General features: G+C 68.3%; 14 protein-coding genes. 6 read left to right on the top strand and 8 right to left on the bottom strand.

The features are described from left to right. Nucleotides 1-257: 257 nt before the first annotated feature. The 3 genes from ACFY6U_RS49435 to ACFY6U_RS49425 form a co-directional block, all read right to left on the bottom strand. Entirely contained in the window at nt 258-383 is a 126-nt protein-coding gene (locus tag ACFY6U_RS49435) for a hypothetical protein (RefSeq protein ID WP_390049330.1), read from the bottom strand. Nucleotides 384-412: 29 nt separating this feature from the next. Further along, nucleotides 413-2,233, bottom strand: a complete 1,821-nt coding sequence (locus ACFY6U_RS49430; RefSeq protein ID WP_390049328.1) for an acyl-CoA dehydrogenase — start codon at nt 2,231-2,233, stop codon at nt 413-415. 495 nt (nt 2,234-2,728) lie between these two features. Next, entirely contained in the window at nt 2,729-3,076 is a 348-nt protein-coding gene (locus ACFY6U_RS49425; protein ID WP_390049326.1) for a lipocalin family protein, read from the bottom strand. A 16-nt stretch (nt 3,077-3,092) separates the two neighbouring features. Here ACFY6U_RS49425 and ACFY6U_RS49420 point away from each other — a divergent pair, with 16 nt between their 5' ends. Then, nucleotides 3,093-3,299 carry a response regulator transcription factor gene (locus ACFY6U_RS49420; RefSeq protein ID WP_390049324.1) on the top strand — a complete coding sequence of 69 codons (207 nt, stop codon included), beginning with the start codon at nt 3,093-3,095 and terminating at the stop codon, nt 3,297-3,299. A 259-nt stretch (nt 3,300-3,558) separates the two neighbouring features. Here ACFY6U_RS49420 and ACFY6U_RS49415 read toward each other — a convergent pair whose 3' ends face one another. After that, nucleotides 3,559-3,810 carry a hypothetical protein gene (locus tag ACFY6U_RS49415; protein ID WP_390049322.1) on the bottom strand — a complete coding sequence of 84 codons (252 nt, stop codon included), beginning with the start codon at nt 3,808-3,810 and terminating at the stop codon, nt 3,559-3,561. Between the two features lie 804 nt (nt 3,811-4,614). On the opposite strand from ACFY6U_RS49415, the gene ACFY6U_RS49410 reads away from it, so the two are divergent. From ACFY6U_RS49410 to ACFY6U_RS49390, 5 genes are all read left to right on the top strand, one after another. Continuing rightward, a complete protein-coding gene (locus ACFY6U_RS49410; RefSeq protein WP_390049338.1) occupies nt 4,615-4,803 on the top strand; it encodes a fumarylacetoacetate hydrolase family protein in 189 nt (62 codons plus the stop codon). A gap of 300 nt (nt 4,804-5,103) precedes the next feature. Then, nucleotides 5,104-6,357, top strand: coding sequence for a DUF3500 domain-containing protein (locus tag ACFY6U_RS49405; protein WP_390049320.1), 1,254 nt, complete (start codon nt 5,104-5,106; stop codon nt 6,355-6,357). 324 nt (nt 6,358-6,681) lie between these two features. Continuing rightward, nucleotides 6,682-7,887 carry an acyl-CoA dehydrogenase family protein gene (locus ACFY6U_RS49400; RefSeq protein WP_390049318.1) on the top strand — a complete coding sequence of 402 codons (1,206 nt, stop codon included), beginning with the start codon at nt 6,682-6,684 and terminating at the stop codon, nt 7,885-7,887. A gap of 119 nt (nt 7,888-8,006) precedes the next feature. Next, nucleotides 8,007-8,723 (top strand): GntR family transcriptional regulator, encoded by a 717-nt coding sequence (locus ACFY6U_RS49395; RefSeq protein WP_390049316.1) that lies wholly within the window; start codon nt 8,007-8,009, stop codon nt 8,721-8,723. A gap of 115 nt (nt 8,724-8,838) precedes the next feature. After that, nucleotides 8,839-9,555 carry a GntR family transcriptional regulator gene (locus tag ACFY6U_RS49390; protein WP_390049314.1) on the top strand — a complete coding sequence of 239 codons (717 nt, stop codon included), beginning with the start codon at nt 8,839-8,841 and terminating at the stop codon, nt 9,553-9,555. Between the two features lie 138 nt (nt 9,556-9,693). On the opposite strand, the gene ACFY6U_RS49385 is transcribed toward ACFY6U_RS49390, so the two are convergent. The 4 genes from ACFY6U_RS49385 to ACFY6U_RS49370 all read right to left on the bottom strand — a co-directional run bounded on the left by ACFY6U_RS49385 (nt 9,694) and on the right by ACFY6U_RS49370 (nt 15,878). Next, nucleotides 9,694-11,208 (bottom strand): MFS transporter, encoded by a 1,515-nt coding sequence (locus ACFY6U_RS49385; protein WP_390049312.1) that lies wholly within the window; start codon nt 11,206-11,208, stop codon nt 9,694-9,696. 437 nt (nt 11,209-11,645) lie between these two features. Then, complete coding sequence (locus ACFY6U_RS49380; protein WP_390049310.1) at nt 11,646-12,308, bottom strand: NAD(P)-dependent oxidoreductase; 663 nt, start codon at nt 12,306-12,308, stop codon at nt 11,646-11,648. A gap of 137 nt (nt 12,309-12,445) precedes the next feature. Beyond that, a complete protein-coding gene (locus ACFY6U_RS49375; protein ID WP_390049308.1) occupies nt 12,446-14,656 on the bottom strand; it encodes an MMPL family transporter in 2,211 nt (736 codons plus the stop codon). A 466-nt stretch (nt 14,657-15,122) separates the two neighbouring features. After that, the gene (locus ACFY6U_RS49370) at nt 15,123-15,878 is read right to left on the bottom strand and encodes an SDR family NAD(P)-dependent oxidoreductase (RefSeq protein ID WP_390049306.1); all 756 of its coding nucleotides are present in this window, start codon (nt 15,876-15,878) and stop codon (nt 15,123-15,125) included. Between the last annotated feature and the right edge of the window lie 87 nt (nt 15,879-15,965).

Raw genomic sequence — 15,965 nt, 5'->3', positions numbered from 1 at the left:
CCTGACCGAAGCCGGTCACACGGATCTCTCCGGGTACGGCGGGGGCCGGGAACCGGAACTCGACATCTTCGTGGATCCGCCGCAGGCGGGATGACGGTTGGGATGTGAGGGCGGGACCGGGGCACCGGTAACGAGGTGTGCGGACTGGTGCAAGCACTGTTCCGGAGCGCGCGCTGCCGCGCCAGGAGCCAGGGCGCTGCCCGCGACGCCTGTGCCGGACGGTGCTCGATGACCTGCCGATGGTGATCATCGGCAGGTCATCGGCCTGTGCGGGTCGCCTTGCCGGGGCTCTCGCCGGGGGACGGGGCAACCGCGTCGCGCCGGTCGTCGGTGGCGAAGAGGGCACCGTCGCCCTCGTACCGGATGCGGACCGGCGAGGTCATCGGTGTCGCCTCTTCAGAACCATGTGCCATCAGAACCAGGTGTCATCGGTGCCCAGCGTCGTCGTGTCCAGGCGCGCGAGGAGGTCGAACTGCACTGCGGTACGGGGCAGTTCACAGCGGTAGAAGTAACGGCAGGCCTGCCGCTTGCCCTGCCGGAGGGCATCGTCGCCGTCGCCGGTGGCGAGGAACTGCTCCAGCCAGATCCAGGCCACGACGACATGCCCGGCGGCCTCCAGATACACCGACGCGTTGGCCAGGCGAACGCCGACGGGCACGTCGGCGGTGTGGATCGTCCGGGTCACCTCGACGAGCCGGGTGAAGGCACGATCGAGAGCGGCCGCGAGATCACCTGCCTCCCCTCCGACGGCTCGGGCCCGCTCGACCGTGGCCCGGACGAGCGCCTCGAGAGCGGCAAGGCCGGCCCCGTCGTCCATGACCACCTTGCGGCCCAGCAGATCGAGGGCCTGAATTCCGTGGGTTCCCTCGTGGATGGGGTTGAGCCGGTTGTCCCGGTAGTGCTGCTCCACGTCGTACTCGCGGGTGTATCCGTATCCGCCGTGGATCTGGATCGCCAGGTCGTTCGCGCTCAGGCACCACTGGGAAGGCCAGCTCTTCGCGATGGGGGTGAGGATCTCCAACAGCAGGCGGGCCCGGGCCCGCTCTGTCCCGTCGGTCGCGCTGCGCTCCTCGTCGAGCAGCCTGCCGCAGTACAGGACGAGCCCCAGCGCCCCTTCCACATAGGACTTCTGGGCCAGGAGCATCCGCCGCACGTCGGCGTGCTCGATGAGGGGCACCGGCGGTGCGGTGGGGTCCTTCGCCCCCGCCGGCCGTCCCTGAGCGCGGGTACGGGCGTACGTCAGGGACTTCAGGTAGCCGGTGTATCCCAGCGCCGTCGCCCCCGCTCCGACGCCGGTCCGCGCCTCGTTCATCATGTGGAACATGGCGACGAGCCCCTGGTGCGGTGCGCCGACCAGGTGGCCGACGGCGCCCGGCTCCCCGCCGGGCCGGTACCCGCCCTCACCGAAGTTCAGCAGCGTGTTCGTCGTGCCGCGGTACCCCATCTTGTGGTTCAGCCCGGCGAGGGCCACGTCGTTGCGCTCGCCGAGCGAGCCGTCCGCTTTCACCAGGTACTTGGGTACGACGAGGAGGGAGAGGCCCTTAACCCCGGGCGGCCCACCCGGAATCCTCGCCAGGACCAGGTGGACGATGTTCTCGCCCAACTCGTGGTCGCCTCCGGAGATCCACATCTTGTTGCCGAAGATCCGGAAAGTGCCGTCGTCGCGGGGCTCGGCGCGGCAGGTGAGGTCGGCTAGCGAGGATCCCGCCTGCGGCTCGGACAGACACATGGTGCCGTGGTAACGGCCCTCGATCATGGGGCGGACGTAGGTGGCGACCTGCTCGTCGGTGCCGTGGGCGAGCAGCAGGTTGGCGCCTGCGACCGTCAGCATGGCGTACGCCCACGTGCTGATGTTCGCCGCCTGGAACCAGAGAAAGCAGGCGGTCTGGACCACCTGCGGGAGTTGCAGACCCCCGACACGGGCATCCATGCCGCCGCCGAGGAGTCCGGCGTCCGCGACCGTTTCCAGGGCGGTCTTGACGTCGGGCTGCACCACCGCCCGGCCATCGACGATCTGCGGTTCCTGCTGGTCGTTCAGCCTGTTGTGCGGAGCGAAGCGTTCCTCGGCGATCTCCGCACAGAGGTCCAGCACGGCGTCGAACGTCTCCCGGGTGTGATCGGCGTACCGCTCGCGCTTGGCGAGCGTTTCGACGTCGAGCCAGTCGTACAGCAGGAACTCCAGGTCACGGCGGGACAGCAGAAGTGAGCGGGGGGCAGAGGATGAAACCGTCATGGAGCGCTCCCGAGGACAGGGCTGATGGCAATGGAACCGCGCCACATGTGAACCGCCGTCGTCGAAGACGGCGGCACCGCTTCGGAATGACGATCGACGTCCACTACGGCGGTCCTCGCTCGTTGACGGGAGGCACTCGCTCCTGTTGAGCGCCGCCAACCCGGAAGTAGAGGCGGTCCGCCACTCGGACCACTGAACCAAAATACGGTCCAAAGCAAAGCTATGTTCCTTTCCGTGGGCGGTCAAGAAGCGAAGGGACGCAGGAAGCCGACCGATGAGGGCTCGCGCGCAGCCGAAGATCGATCGCCTCACTTGTCCCTGGCCGGCGGGATGTCGGCCGCTCGGTGCCCGACCGGACGGGACCCGGGGCGACAAGGGACGGCGATGCTGACCACGGCCGCGCGGACGCTGGTGGAGCGCCTGCGCGGCGGTGGTCCTCGCTGCGGTGCCGGGGGTTGCGCACCGGGCGGGCAGGAGGGCTCGCCCTGTCGCCGTTCAGCGGCCGGTGACCTCGATGTAGGTGGAACCGGTGAGGGGGCGGTGTCCGTAGGCGCCGGTGACGGCGGCGCTGCCTTCCAGGCGGCCCGTCACCAGTTCCCGGATCTTGGCGTAGACCTCGACGTTCAGCTCGGCGTGCTCGCCCGGGATGGCGGCCTTCCAGCGCGTGGGGTACCTCTTGCCGGAGTCCGGGCTGGTCCACAGGGTGGACTCGTCAGGCGTGACGATCGCCTCGGCGACGGTCTCCGACCCGTCGGGCTTCAGGACGGTCGCCCAGGTGTTCTCCTTGTCGCCCTGCGTCTTCCAGAGGCTGATCTTCTCGCCGTTGGACAGGTTGAGGTTCATCCAGGTCCACGAGGCCTTGACCGCGGCAAAGTTGGGAAGGGCACTCGAAGTCCTGTCCGCGGTGGCCCGGGGGCAGAGCAACAAGCAGATCGCCCGTGCCCTGCGTCTGTCCGAGGCCACGGTCAAGACGCACCTGTTGCACATCTACGCCAAGCTCGACGTCGGCGACCGGACTGCCGCCGTCACCGCGGCGCTGGTACCGGGAATCATCCGCATGGACTGAGCGTCGGCGACGTCGTCGTGCCGGTCGCCGGCGCCGCTCCGCGAACGTCGCCTGCCGACAGGCGTGTTCGCGCATCGGAACCGCCGGACCTGTGACTCGGTCAGCACCGCGCCGTCGGCGAGCGGATGTGCGTACCACTGCACCCGAGCCGACAGCGTCCCGCACGCGGACGCACACTGCCGTGCCGCGGCATTCCGGGCCCGGACTGCCACCAAATCGCCTTCGGACACGACGTTTTCACCGCGACACCGGCGGTCGTTCATGACCGCGGTGTGTCGTTCAGCCGTACGGTGACGAGGACGCGGCCCTTGTCGCCTCGCTGGGCGACGGCGTGGCCTTCCCGATCCGTCGCTTCCAGCTGGAGCGATATCGGGCCACCGTCTCCGGTGAAGTTGCGCCACCATTTCTTGGCGTCGGGGAAGGCCACGGCGATCGTGACGATGTCGCCCTTGCGCCGGTAGGCCACCGGAGTGCTGAACGTTCGCCCCGACCGCCGCCCCGTGTACGTCACGACGGTGAGATGGCGACGGATCCACCTCCCCCACCGATCCGACGAACGGAGTCTCACGACCAAGGAGTTGAAACCGCTGACCCCTCGTCCCCTCAGTGCACCACTGCGCCGCACGATGCCTCCCAGGCTTGATTGCCGATCGTGAGACCACCTGGACCAACTCAGCCAAACAGTGTTTGAAATGCAAATCAAGTGCCGGCGTGCGGTTGTCCAATTTTGAACAGCTGCTGCGCTGTCGGTTGTCTTGTGCCGGGCCGTTCCTACGACCGTCCCATCGGCTCCTATCGCTGTCGGCGCATCGGCGTTCCCGTCGCCTTGGGGTCCTCGTGAACGTGCTGTTGCGGGTTTTCCAGGCCTATCTGGCCGCCTCCTTCGTTCTGTTCAGGGGCATGAAGATCCTGCGAGACAGAGAAGAACTCGCCAAGACCGCCTCGGCCGGGTCGAAGAGTACTCCGGCACCTCCGTGAAGCTCATCGGGCTGCTCGATGCGTTCGTGGGCGTCGGCCAATCCTCCCGGGTGCCACCGACATCGCACCGGTACTGACCCCCTTGGCCGCTCTCGGCGGCATCGTGCCGGCCGGGGGCGGGTCCGTCGTCCACCTCCGTCGCTCCGAAGCCGCGAAGGCCGCTGCGAACCTTCACTTCACAGCCTTGCCGGCCATGGTCGCGTGGGGCCGTTTCGGGCCGTACCAGTTCTGACCGCATCCGCACGGATTCCATGGCCGACACTCAGCAGCACTCCGGCCGCACCGACCACGAGGCGGCTTCGTCGAGAAGACCTCACGAGACCCGCACAGTTGACGAATTCCGGGGCTTACGCCGACCGCCCCCGGCCAGCCGGCCCCCCGCATCTCACGCACCCCCACGCCGCACCCCGGTGACCTGCTCAGCACCGGCACCCCCTCCGGCTACGCCCGCCGGCCTCCCCGGCTGCTGCGGCCCGGCGATGCAGTGCAGACCGAGGGCAGGCGCCTCGGGATCCGCGCAACATGATCGCGGGCGGGGAGAACCGTCGAAATCCCCTCGGGAACCGCTCGGCCTGGACGCCGTTGTTCCTGCGGTCTTCTCCCGGCAGGAGTAGTCGCCTTCCCCTGCCGAGCCGAGTTCGGCGGACTCCATTGTCGCTGTCATTGCGCCCTTCATTTCAACCTTCGGTCCACAAAATGGACCAGTGGACCATCGAGAGGACCTGTGGCAAAGTGGGGCCCGCCGTTCCGGGAGCGTCACGCGGGTGGGCCGGATGCTCCTGGGCGCGAGCCGGTGCTGTCTCGCACCCCCACTCCCGGAGGCGACATGTCCAGCGACTTCCGCGACCACCTCTTCCCTCTCGAGCATCCACGGCTGAGCGCGTTCCGGTCGTGTGATCCGTACACCTATCTCGACGCCGTGAGGCAGAACCCGGTGGCCGATGAAGTCGCCTCGGCGTGGACGGCGCTGTTCGAGAACACGGAATTCCGTGGGATCACCACAGACGGCCGGACCGTGCCGGAGCTCTTCGGCACAGAAGGCGACGAGGGCGCGGACAACGACGCGGCGGTCGACGCCGCCGTCGCACTCCTCGGCACGCTCAGCGCCGACGAACGGAGCCGCGTCCTGCACCTCCTCCACAGCCGGGTGTGGCGGGCTTGGCTGAACCCGGAGTTCTGCCTCAACCCCTTCGGCATCCGGCTGGAGGAGGTCGACGAGGAGATTCGCGATCAGGTTTTCCGGCTCGTCGCGGCGTGTCTGAGCCCCGCGGGTTACCGGAAGGTCCGGGACATCATGAGGGTCAACGGGTTCCTGGGCGAGCTCGTTGGTCTGCCCCGGATCCTCAACGAGCACAGCTACAACATCAACATCTTCGGCACCCCGTCCGTGACCGAGCCGTGGGGCTGGAACCTCTGGGGACACCACCTGGCCGTCAACTGCCTGCTGATCGGCGGCCGGCAAGTGCTCACGCCGGTGTTCTTCGGTTCCGAGCCGAACCTCGTCGACCGCGGCGAGCACGAGGGACTGTCACTCTTCGACGAACAGGAACGGGCAGGGCTCGCTTTCGTCAGGACCCTGACGCCCGGCCAGGCCGAACAGGCAGTGCTGTTCCACCAGAAGCGGGACCCGGACATGCCCCCAGGGCGGCTGCACCCCGCCGACGAACTCCACCTGGCCGGAGCGTTCCAGGACAACCGGGTCATCCCCTACGAAGGGGTCCCCGGCACAGAACTCCACCCGGCTCAGCGGGATGCGCTCATCGATCTGGTGGCCCTTTTCCTCGACTACCAGCCCGACGGGCCCAGGAAGGCACGGATGGCGGACGTCCGCCGCCATCTCGACGAGACCTACTTCTGCTGGATCGGCGGACGCGGTGACCAGGACACGTTCTACTACCGCGTACAGAGCCCGGTCGTCCTCGTCGAGTTCGACCATCACGCGGGCGTGTTCCTCGCGAACACGGAGCCTGAGAAGTTCCACACCCACACCGTCGTCCGAACGCCGAACGGCAATGACTACGGAGCCGAACTCGTCCGGCGCGCGACGGGGACGCCGCACCATCTCCAAGGACCCGCCTAGGGAAGGAAGTTCGCGATCCACCGCCCGATGGCGTCCCGCCGTGGTGTAGCCGATCAAGGCACCGGAATACGCAGGTCAGCGACGACGCTCCCGCCGGACCAGGGGTCCAACTCGTCTCAGCGGGCCACATGTCCCGTGACGAGGGGGAGAGCGATGAAGAAGTCGAGGAGGGCGTCGTCTGTGTCGGCGCCGCCATCCGCCCCGGACACGGCTGACCGATCGCCTCGCTGTCGGTCGCGGGCCCGAAAAGCCGTATGACAACTTCGCGTCAACCCGCCGCAGGCAGCCGCTGAGCGTGCAATAGAGAGGACAGACGGAACAGCCATGGATTTCACGGAGACTGAGAAGATCCGGGATCTCAAGCTACGAGCCACCGAGTTCCTGGACGAGTTCGTCATCCCCGCGGAACCGGTCTATGCGCAGCAGAAGACCGAGATCGGGCCGTGGGACACCCCGCCGGTCATGGCGGAGCTCAAGAAGGCCGCCCGTGACCGTGGCCTGTGGAACCTCTTCCTTCCCGGAGAGCGGGGCGCGGGCCTGACCAACCTCGAATACGCACATGTCGCCGAGATAACCGGTCGAAGCCCGTGGATCATGCCGGAAGCGCTGAACTGCTCCGCGCCCGACACGGGCAACATGGAAATCCTCGCGCACTTCGCCACGCCGTCGGTTCAGAAGCGGTGGCTCAAGCCCTTGCTCGATGGTGAGATCCGCTCCGTCTACTCGATGACCGAGCCCCTGGTCGCCAGCTCGGACGCGAACAACATCGACACCCTGATCACCGAGGACGCGGACGGCTTCCGGATCAATGGCCGCAAGTGGTGGTCCAGCGGCGCGATGAGCCCGGCGTGCAAGGTGGCCATCGTGATGGGCCGCTCGGATCCGGGCGGAGAACGCCACCGCACCCACAGCATGGTCGTGGTCCCGCTCGACACCCCCGGGGTGAACGTCCTGCGATCGACCAGTGTGTTCGGCTACTCCGACAGCGGTCACGGCGGCCACGCCGAGATCCTGTACGACGAGGTCTGGGTCCCTCGGGAGAACCTCCTGGGCGAGTTGCACGGCGGTTTCGCGATCGCTCAGGCCCGCCTCGGCCCCGGCCGGATCCACCACGCCATGCGCCTGATCGGCATGGCCGAACGCGCCTTCGACCTGATGTGCACCCGAGCCCACGAGCGCACCCCCTTCGGCAGACCGCTCGCCGAGCAGGGCGTCTTCCAGGACTGGGTGGCGGAAGCACGCATCCGCATCGAGACGACCCGTCTGCTGGTGCTGAAGACCGCATGGCTGATGGACACCGTCGGCAACCGCGGCGCGGCGATCGAGGTCTCGGGTATCAAGGTGGCCGCACCGCGGATGGCCACGTGGGTCATCGACCATGCGATCCAAGCGCACGGCGGCGGTGGCGTGAGCCAGGACTTTCCCCTGGCCGAGCTGTACGCCCAGGCCCGCATGCTACGTATCGCCGACGGGCCGGACGAAGTCCACAAGATGTCCCTCGCGCGCCGCGAGCTCCGCCGGTTCCCATAAAACATTCCTGACTCGCACTATGACACTTCAGAGAGGCCGTCGTAGCATGACCGTTCGGTAGGCCACGCCGGTGTGGCACGCTGCACCGGTCGCGCAACGTTCGGCCGAAAGGCGGGACCATGACGGAGAGACGTGCGTTGGCGACGGATGCCCGGTCGTCCGTGGCCGTGTACCACATGCTGCGGACCCGGATCATGACCTGCGAACTGGTTCCCGGCCAGCCGCTCACCGAGCGCGCCAGTGCCGTCGAGTTCGGACTGGGGCTGTCCCCGGTCCGTGACGCGTTGACGCGCCTCGTGGGTGACGGTCTGGTCCAGGTGGTGTCCCCCAACGTGTACCGGATCACCCCACTCACCCTGAAGTCGGTCAACGATCTGTTCACCGTCTGGGCACTGCTCGGCCCGGAGATGGCCGCGCTGGGTGCCAGCCGGGCCGACCCGGCGCAGACCGCCCAACTGCGACAGCTGATGGTGGACGGGAACGCCGTGCTCGCCGGCCCACTGGACCGGGATCGGGTCGTGCGGTTCATCGACATCACCGAACGGAGCTTCGACCTGATCGCGAGCGCCTCCCGCAACGGCCGGCTCATCGAGGCCTACCGGTCGCTCTCGTGCGAGCTGTGGCGTGTCCTGACCTTGATCCTCCTCTCGGCAGACTGCGTCGACACCCTCCAGGCCGCAGGCGTGACATGGCACTCGTTGATCGACCGTCGCGACGCGCTCGGGGTCACGCGGCTGACCCGCCAGGTCACGGCGGCAACCCACGCGTCGGCTGTGCGCTTGCTGACTGACGGGACAAAGACCGACGACGGCGCGGTGCTTCCGCTGTGGCGCTGACGCACGCCACACCACGCCGTCGGATGAGGCACGGACCCGCTCGGTGTTCGCCAGTGAGCGCTATCATCGGTTCGCTGGGATATCACAGAGTTTCTCGATCGCGGGAGCGAGCAGCGTGTCAGTGCCCTCGTCCGAACCCCTGTCCCTAGGCGACGCCGCCTACCGACAGCTACGGGCCGACATCGTGTCCTGCCGGTTCGTCCCAGGCCAGCGCCTCACCGAACGCTCGCTCGCCGAGACCACCGGCTTCGGCATCTCGCCGATCCGCGACGCGCTCACCCGCCTCAGCCACGAGGGCCTCGTCCGGACGGTGCCCCGCAAGGGCTATCAGGTGACCCCGCTCACCCTGAAGTCCGTCGACGATCTGTTCACGCTCTGGCGGATCGTAGGACCCGAGACCGTCCGGCTCGGTGTGCAGGACGCCACCGCCGAACAGCGCCGGCAGATCGTCGACGCGCTCTCCCCGGCGATAATACCCGGCAGCGACGGGGCCGACGAGGCCGACGAGCAGCCCATGCGACGGGTCGAGGCGGTCGCCGCGGGCTTCGCCTGTCTTGCCGCGGCGACCGACAACGACTACCTGATCAGGATCCACGACCGGCTGCAGAACGACATCACCCGCGTCCTGGGGCTCATCATCGCCGAGTCCGACACCTCGATGACCGGTCCCTCGATCGACGCGAAATGGGTCGAGTTCATCGAATGCCGCGACGGCGATGCCGCCGCCGCGCGTGCCCGCGACTACATCGGCGACTTGCACGCACGTGTCCTGCGAATCCTGACCCGCTGGCCGTCCGTCGTCACCAGCGAGATCACCTCGATGCGCGACTGATCCACAGTCAGGCGCTGGAGAGGGAGCCACGGTTCCGGATCGCTGGGTGCTCGCAGCGGCGGCTCGTCAGGCAACTGGCTCGGCCGTGGCGGTCATGGGACCGTTCGGCCGAGCCAGTTGCCTGACGAGCCAGTTGCCTTACACAGCCAGCGCGGTTTCCTCGACGGGTGCCATCGCCTGCTTCTCGGCCACGCCTCCGTCGTGGGGGCGCAGGAAGAGCACACCGATGAGCAGGGTCACGAACGCGACACCGGCGACGGCCAGCAAGGCGGTCGTGATACCGGAGTCGCCGTAGATGAGCACACCGGGCGCCGGGGATGTCGCGGTGGGCGTCATGATGGCGAACACCGTTGTGGTCATGACGGCGCCGACGAGGCCCGAGCTGAGCCCGCCGGCCGAGGACATCGCCCCCTGCTCTGACGCCGACGTGCCCGCGATCACCAGGTTCGGCATGGAGGCAATCGCCGCACCGGACCCGAGACCCGCGATCACACACGCAACGAGCATCTTCCCGAGCGTGTCGTGCGCGGACATCAGCACCAGCGAGCCGACGGTGAGCAGGCCCAGGCCCAGATACATCAGCAGCCGGGGACCGACCCGCCGGACCAGCACGCCGACCACGACTCCGGCCACCACGCTGGCGAGGGTGAACGGCACCGTCACAAGGGCGAAGTGGGTCGCCGAGAAGCCCAGGCCGTAGGTGCCGCCCAACGTCCGCGGTGTCATGGCCAGCAACGCCAGCACGGTCGTCAGCACCAGCGCGAGGCTGTTGCCCAGACCCCCGCCCAGCACGCCGAACAGGACGGTCCTGCGGAACAGAACCCGCAGGTTCAGCACCGGTTCCTGGGTCCGAAGCGAGACGAGGACATAGACCGCGAGCACAGCCGCTCCGCCGACCAGCAGTCCGATGACGCGGGCCGAACTCCACCCCCAGTCCGCGCCCTTGCTCACCGCCAGCAAGATCAAGGTGACACCGCCGGCCAACAGCAGCGTACCGAGTACATCCATGCGCACGGGACGGCGCACGCTCGTCTCCGGCGTGGTCAGCACCAGGAGCACGCCCATCACGACCAGCCACGCGAGGTTGAACACGTATATCGAACGGAACCCGAAGTGATCGATCAGCGCGCCGATCAGGAACGGCGCACCGACGAGCAGCAGCCCCATGCCCGTCACCGACACGCTCGCCGCGAAGGGAACGAGCTTCTTCGGATAGACGTCACGGATCAGCGAGTAGCACAGGAACAGCAGGGCGGTGAGCGCGCCGAGCAGAACATGGCCGACGATCATCACCCAGAACGCGGGAGCGGCCGCCGCGAGGATCTCGCCGAGCCCGGCCACGACCAGCGACATCAGGATCATCCGGCGCTTGCCGTACAGGTCGGCCAGCCTGCCGAACAGTGGGGAGGAAGCGGCCCCGGCCAGCGCGCTGACCGTTACCAGCCAACCACCCTGGGTGGTGTTGAAGTGTCCGATGATCCGCGGAATCGCGGTGTTGGTGGCTATGTTGGCGAACGCCGCCGACTCGACGAGGCAGACCAGGGAGATCAGGGACAGGACAAGCCGCGGAGTCCATCCGGCACTGCGGATGGAGCCCGCAGCGGCGGGGACGGGAGTGGACGAACTCAAGGGGTCCTCCGAACGCGTCTTCATTGAAACGTCGTGAGTTCCTTGAAATATCAGTGCATCTTTCCGCGATGTCAACTAGTCCGGTTGGTCTCTTGTCATGCAGGATTTGACATCTCAGAATGGCCTCGCTGCCGAGAGAACCCTGCGCGAGCGTGGGGTGGCGCGGCTGGGCCTGGTGACCGGCGGCTTTCTCCATCGCGACCAGAACTCCGTGGCCCTCGGCGGCCTCTCCGGCTTCGATGACACCCTAGGGAGGGTACGTTCCCGGCCACCCCCTGCGCCGAGCCACCGTGCCAGCGGCCGGTGGTGATGTGGCAGTGCGTCCAGGATCAGGTGCGAGACCCGTTCGTGTTGGGATTCGGCGCGGGCGACGGCGGCGAGGCAAGGTGCCCACACCCAAGACGGTGATCGGAGGACATGTTTGTCCTCCGATCACCGCAGAGATGACGTGCGCAGGGTGGTCAGCCTTGCGTGTTCCAGACGACCGGCGCCTTGTGGATCCACGTGCCCTGCTCGACGGTGTCCAGGAGGAAGCCGGCGAGGTCACCGCGGTTGATCCGGGTGCCCGGCTTCTCGGTCCCGGCCTCGGCGGCCCGTACCGGGGTGACGACGGGCTTGTCGGCGAGCAGGACCGCCCGCACGAGGGTCCAGTCGGTGTCGGAGGCGCGCACGACCTCGTCCACCCCGTCGTGGTCGTCGAAGGCGGCCTTGAGATTGGAGAGTTTGACGAGGGCCTTGAAAGCCGGGTTGAACCGGTCCCTGCCGTCTCCGGAGTTCTGGGTGGAGGTGAGGACGATCCGGCGGATGTTCTGCTCACCCATCACGGTCAGGGCGTTGCGGATGGCGTCGGTCATGAACATGGGCGGGCTGACGGGCTTGGCCCAGGGGTTGTCGGAGGCGCGGGAGTTGTTGAGCGCGCTGATCACCGCCTCGCTGCCCTGGGCTGCCTTGCGGAGGTCGTCGATGTTCGAGGGCGTGCCCTGGATCAGCTCGACACCGACCGGGGCCCGGACGGCGTCGGGGTTGCGCGCCAGCGCGCGGACCCGGTGGCCGCGAGCCACGGCATGAACGAGCACATGGATTCCGGTGCGGCCACTGCCGCCGAGAACCAGCAGATTGGTCATGGAGGTCACCTGGCTAGGTGGGGACGGACGACGTACGTGGCTTGGGCGGTCGCGGGACGGGAGCGGTGGCGCTGCGGCCCGGTGGAGGAGGCGATGAACTTAAGGCGCCGTGTCCACCGGGTTGTGCAGGACGGTCTTCAGGGGTGGGTGGACGGCTCGGGTTCCGTCGCCGGGCTGCCCGGCGACGGGGCCGGGAGGGGCTCGTCGGGCGGGTCGACGGAGAGGTGGGGCATCCTGCGGTCCAGCCAGGCCGGGAGCCACCAGTTGGCCTTGCCGAACAGGTGCATGGACGCGGGGACCAGGATGGTGCGCAGGATGAAGGCATCCAGGGCGACCGCGGAGGCCAGGCCGATGCCGAACTCGGCGATCGTGCGCTCGCCGCCGAAGACGAAGGCGATGAAGACGCAGACCATGATGGCGGCGGCAGCGGTGATGACCCGCGCGGTCTCCACCTGGCCGACCCGCACCGCTCGGGCGTTGTCCTTGGTGTGCACCCATTCCTCGTGCATCCGGCTGACCAGGAACACCTGGTAGTCCATGGACAGACCGAACAGGATGGAGATCATCATCACGGGGAGGAAGGCTTCCACCGGACCTGCCCGGCCGAGCCCCATGGCGTCCGAGCCCCAGCCCCACTGGAACACCGCGATCAGGACCCCGAAAGAGGCTCCGGCGGCCAGCAGGTTCATCACCGCCGCGACGGCCGGAATCAGCAGGCTGCGGAAGGCGAGCAGGAGCAGCAGCCCGCCGAGGACCACGATCACCGCGATGAACAGCGGCAGCTTGCCGGTGAGCACGGTCGCGAAGTCATTGAATATCGCGGTCGTTCCGCCGACGTAGACCTTGAGGGTGGTGCCCTTTTCGGCCGCGGGGATCACCTCGTCACGCAGGTGATCGATCAGGTCGGAGGTCTGCTTGTCCTGGGGGGAGGTGGTGGGAACGACCTGGACGATGCCCACAGTGGAGCCCTGCCGGATGGGTGGCGCGGCGACGCTCGCGACCCCTTCGACGTTCTCCAACTGGGCCGACAGTTTCGTCAGGGCGGCCTTGTCCGCGGCCGTGGGGGCCTGGGCGACCAGTTGCAGCGGCCCGTTGAAGCCGGGGCCGAATCCGTCGGCCAACAGGTCGTAGGCCTTGCGCGTGGTGGTGGACGCCGGGTTGTTGCCCGCGTCGGACGACCCCAGGCGCAGGGAGAACACGGGAAGGGTGAGGACGACCATCACCACCAGTGCGACCAGGGACAGCACCCGCGGGCGCCGTTGCACCAGAGCGGCCCAGCGGGCCCAGGGGCCGGATGTGGCGTTCTCGGGCAGTGGCTCGCCCGCGGCCAGCCGGCGCCGTGCCCGCCGGCCGAGGACCCGGGCGCCGAGCAGTGCCAGCAGGGCCGGAAGCAGGGTGACCGAGGCGAGCACGGTCAGCGCCACCGTCAGCGCCGAGGCGACGGCGACTCCGTTGAGGAACTTGGTCTGGAGGACGAACATGCCGAGCAGGGCGATGCAGACGGTGCCGCCGGCGAACAGTACGGCGCGTCCCGAGGTGTTCACCGCCCTGACCAGGGATTCCTGGACGTCGAGCCCGGACTGCAGGCCCTTGCGGTGTCGGGTGACGATGAACAGGGCGTAGTCGATGCCCACACCGAGGCCGATGAGGGCGGACAGGGTCGGGGCGATCTCACCGATGGTCGTCGCATGACTGAGCAGGCCGGTGGCGAGGATGGCGGTGCCGACCCCGGCTACCGCGGTCAGGATCGGCAAGAGCATGGCGAACAGCGAGCCGAAGGCGAGGAAGAGCACCACGGCGGCCGCCAGGACGCCGACGAGTTCGCTGGTGGCCGGCGGTGTCTGCTCGGTGCTCTGGATCGCCTGGCCGCCCAGTTCGACCTGCAGGCCGTCGGTCCTGGCCGCCTCGGCGGTGTCGATCACCCGCTGGATGTCCGACTTGTCGAGGTCCTGCTGGACCTTGGCGAAGTTCACCTGTGCGTAGGCCGTGCGGCCGTCCTTGCTGATCTGGGCCGCGCCCTGCGGGTCGTAGGGGCTGGTGACATCGCTGACCTCGGACAGCTTGGAGATCTTGTCCAGCGTGCCCGTCATCCGCGCCTTCGTCGCGCTGTCGCGCACCGAGCCGGTCTCGACATACCAGACCACGGTGTCCGAGTCACCTGCCTGCGCCGGGAAGGACGACTTCAGCAGGTCCAGGGCCCGGGTGGACTCGGTGTTGGGCAGCGAGAAGCTGTTGTTGTACGCACTCCCGGCGCCCTGCGACACCGCGGCGAGTCCGATGAGTGCGCCGAGCCAGAGCAGGACGACGACGAGCCGGTGTTGATAGCACCAGCGTGCGAGAGTGGACAATTCGGGCTCCACGTTCAGGGGGTGGGCAGTTCGGCGGGTGCCGACAAACGGAAGCGGCCGGTTCGCCGCCGGCAGGGACGCTCCTGCTCTGTGCGGGGGTCGTGATACTCCGCACGGAGCCGGAGCCGGTCATCGCGCGCGGGCGATGGCGAGGTCATTGGGTGGCACTCGTCGACAGGGCGGCGGGACACCGGGCCTTCTCCTCGGCCAGGAGAGCTTCGACGCCTCGGCTGCTTCTCGCGTGTGGTGCGGCTTGGAGGCGCCTGGTCGGGTGTCGGCGGTGTCGCCGTGCCAGGCGTTCCGGCAGACCCTGAGACCGGGGTCAGGTCCTGGAACTCGGGAGCGACCGCTGCGACCTGGGTGACAGGCGTGTGACGTGATGCCCGTACGCCCGCGAGGCGGCTGGCGACGGCACCGCCGACGGGCCCGGGTGGCGCCGGTCGAGAAGGCCTCCCCGGCGGTTTCCTCACACCGGCAGCCGGCTGGTCTCGCCGCCGTCGGCGAAGAGGATCGCGCCGTTGATGTAGCTGCTCGCGGGGCCGGCGAGGAAGGCGACGATCTCGGCGATCTCGCGCGGCTCGCCCGCCCGGCCTCTGGCGCTGGCCTGGTCCAGTACGGCGATCTGGTCCCCGAGCGCGGCGGAGAGGCCTTCGGTCACCACCGGACCGGGTGAGACGGTGTTGACCCGTACCCCGCTGCCACCGAACTCGGTGGCCCAGTACCGGGTGAGGATTTCCACGCCGGCCTTGGAGGCCCCGTAGGCCGCGCCGATCGGCGCGGGGGTCCTGACAGAGCTCGACCCGATCGTGATGATCGAGCCGTGCCCCCGGGCGGCCATGGCCGGGGCAAGGGCGCCGACCAGCAGGAACGGGGCCCGGGTGTTGACCGCGATGTGCAGGTCGAAGGCGGCCGCGTCGGTCTGCGCGGTCGGCGTGAAGGCGGTGAAGACACCCGCGTTGTTCACGAGGATGTCGATGTCGCCCGCCTCCGAGGCCAACCGCAGCGTGTCCTCGGCGTCGGCCAGGTCCGCGGCGACGAAACGGGCGGATCCGCCCGCCTGCTCGATGGTCTTGGCCAGGGCCTCGCCGCGGGTGCGGTCCCTCCCGTGAAGGACGACCTCCGCGCCCTGCTCGGCCAGTCGCTGAGCCACGGCACGACCGATGCCCGCGGTGGCTCCGGTCACCAGAGCGGTGCTGCCCTGCAGCGGGGCACTGGCACTCATCACGTTCTCACTTCCTGTCCGCGCAGGTTGGGTCAGGCCAGAAACTATGCATCACAGATGTTCTATTGACAAGAGCATCTGGCGGGC

The organism is Streptomyces sp. NPDC013157, from assembly GCF_042899865.1.
Taxonomy (GTDB): Bacteria; Actinomycetota; Actinomycetes; order Streptomycetales; family Streptomycetaceae; genus Streptomyces.
This window is presented reverse-complemented; position numbering and strand designations above follow the sequence as displayed.

Coding starts and splice junctions, on each gene's coding strand:
- ACFY6U_RS49435 (WP_390049330.1), bottom strand. CDS start 383: ATGACCTCGCCGGTCCGCATCCGGTACGAGGGCGACGGTGCCCTCTTC.
- ACFY6U_RS49430 (WP_390049328.1), bottom strand. CDS start 2,233: ATGACGGTTTCATCCTCTGCCCCCCGCTCACTTCTGCTGTCCCGCCGT.
- ACFY6U_RS49425 (WP_390049326.1), bottom strand. CDS start 3,076: ATGAACCTCAACCTGTCCAACGGCGAGAAGATCAGCCTCTGGAAGACG.
- ACFY6U_RS49405 (WP_390049320.1), top strand. CDS start 5,104: ATGTCCAGCGACTTCCGCGACCACCTCTTCCCTCTCGAGCATCCACGG.
- ACFY6U_RS49400 (WP_390049318.1), top strand. CDS start 6,682: ATGGATTTCACGGAGACTGAGAAGATCCGGGATCTCAAGCTACGAGCC.
- ACFY6U_RS49395 (WP_390049316.1), top strand. CDS start 8,007: ATGACGGAGAGACGTGCGTTGGCGACGGATGCCCGGTCGTCCGTGGCC.
- ACFY6U_RS49385 (WP_390049312.1), bottom strand. CDS start 11,208: ATGAAGACGCGTTCGGAGGACCCCTTGAGTTCGTCCACTCCCGTCCCC.
- ACFY6U_RS49380 (WP_390049310.1), bottom strand. CDS start 12,308: ATGACCAATCTGCTGGTTCTCGGCGGCAGTGGCCGCACCGGAATCCAT.
- ACFY6U_RS49370 (WP_390049306.1), bottom strand. CDS start 15,878: ATGAGTGCCAGTGCCCCGCTGCAGGGCAGCACCGCTCTGGTGACCGGA.